This is a genomic window from Moraxella nonliquefaciens, from assembly GCF_001679005.1.
Lineage (GTDB): Bacteria > Pseudomonadota > Gammaproteobacteria > Pseudomonadales > Moraxellaceae > Moraxella > Moraxella nonliquefaciens.
In genome coordinates this window covers 1-664 of sequence record NZ_LXTW01000028.1, presented here as the reverse complement: position 1 = coordinate 664, position 664 = coordinate 1, and the positions used below count along the sequence as shown (strand labels likewise).

General features: G+C 39.9%; 1 protein-coding gene and 1 pseudogene. Both read right to left on the bottom strand.

Annotation, left to right across the window (positions count from 1 at the left end; translation table 11 throughout):
• A pseudogene (locus tag A7456_RS12050) lies at nucleotides 1-136 on the bottom strand (hypothetical protein); the annotation flags it as partial.
• A 30-nt stretch (nucleotides 137-166) separates the two neighbouring features.
• Entirely contained in the window at nucleotides 167-406 is a 240-nt protein-coding gene (locus A7456_RS11190) for a hypothetical protein (protein WP_145916095.1), read from the bottom strand.
• Nucleotides 407-664 lie beyond the last annotated feature (258 nt).

Sequence of the window (664 nt, the reverse complement as noted above, 5' to 3'; positions counted from 1 at the left end):
AAGATCTGTTGCTGTCAATCAAACCAAGTTTAATGGCAATTTTGTGAGCCTTGCCGTATTTTGCTTGGATTGAGCCATTGATAATGCGGCTGATATAGGTTAGGCCATACTCACGAGCTTCGCGCCAAGATTTGATGGTCTCGCTACGTTTTTTTGAAACTTTCTTTCACTTTTTGGGCGTTTGACATATCTGCTCCAAGTTTTTTTGTGATAAAATTGGATAAATCGCAAGGCTAATGTTGCCACCATAGCCAACTGTGGAAGCTATACAAGCACCAAGCACACTATCAGAACAAACATCAACAAAGATTGAGATAAGATCGGCAAAAAGAGATAAGCCCATCAAAACGCTTTTTTGCTCTAAATGGTAAAGCTCGCAGCACTTATGACAGTTACTTGCTGTCAAATGCCTCCTTGGCTGATTATGATGAAGTTTTTGGTTTGCCAATGCTCGACGATATGAAATTAGATGACATCATTAACGCCTTTGGCGAATAACGAAAGGAAACCCCAATGAAACTTGCCCATCTAATATTACTTCTTGCGGTTTTGCCAATCAGCCAACCAGCATTTGCTGCCAAAAAGTGTAGCGATTTTAAAACCCAAGGGGAAGCCCAAGCCCAACTTTCATTTAGTAACAAAATGCAATTTTTTGTGAGTTTTA